This window comes from Tsukamurella conjunctivitidis, assembly GCF_007858475.1.
Lineage (GTDB): Bacteria > Actinomycetota > Actinomycetes > Mycobacteriales > Mycobacteriaceae > Tsukamurella > Tsukamurella conjunctivitidis.
In genome coordinates this window covers 1-663 of the sequence record NZ_VIGX01000115.1, presented here as the reverse complement: position 1 = coordinate 663, position 663 = coordinate 1, and the positions used below count along the sequence as shown (strand labels likewise).

The following is a 663-nucleotide window of genomic DNA, read 5'->3' as shown; positions in this document are numbered from 1 at the left end:
AAGAACCTGAAGTCCTGCACCAGCCCGGCACGTATGGCTTCGGCGGCGACGGTCGGGCCGAAGATCTCGACCTCTCCGGCTGCATCGTCGACGATGCGCTGGAGCTCGTCCAGGCCGAGGTGGGGCACCAGGGTCACGTTCCCCTCCCACAGGTCGGACTCGCCGAGGGTCGAGGATGCGACCACCAGGTCCAAGGCCTTCCAGCCGCGGGCGAACTCCTTCTCAGCCTCGCCCCAGTCCTCCCCTTCGGGCTCGGACTCCCAGTACCTCATCAGTTGGTAGGTCTTGCGCCCGAGTACCTCGGTGGAGACCGCCGCCATGCGCTCGACATGGAAGTCGAAGACCTCATCGCCGGGCGCTGACCACTGGAAGTCGCCGTCGGCGTCAGCGACGTAGCCGTCGACCGAGACTGTCGCTGTGTAGGACAGAGTTCCCATGGTTCATCGTAGGGCGAGGACCCCATCGCAGCGCGAGCGCAGCGGCGCCGCCCTCGTGGAAGGTTGTCCTGACGCTCCACGACCACCGGCCCCCAGGAAGCACACCGGACTGCGCGCGACAGGGCGACGGACTTCGGCGGGAAAGAGGACGGACTTCGGCGAGATTGGGGACGGACTTCGCCAGGGGTGGGGCAGGGGGCGGGTGGGTCAGTGGCGCACGTACCCG

At 67.7% G+C, this 663-nt stretch carries 1 protein-coding gene; it reads right to left on the bottom strand.

The window, feature by feature from the left end; all coding sequences use genetic code 11:
* Nucleotides 1–437, bottom strand: a 437-nt coding sequence (locus FK530_RS24625) for a dihydrofolate reductase family protein (protein WP_146489445.1), incomplete at its 3' end; no start/stop codon positions are given.
* Nucleotides 438–663 lie beyond the last annotated feature (226 nt).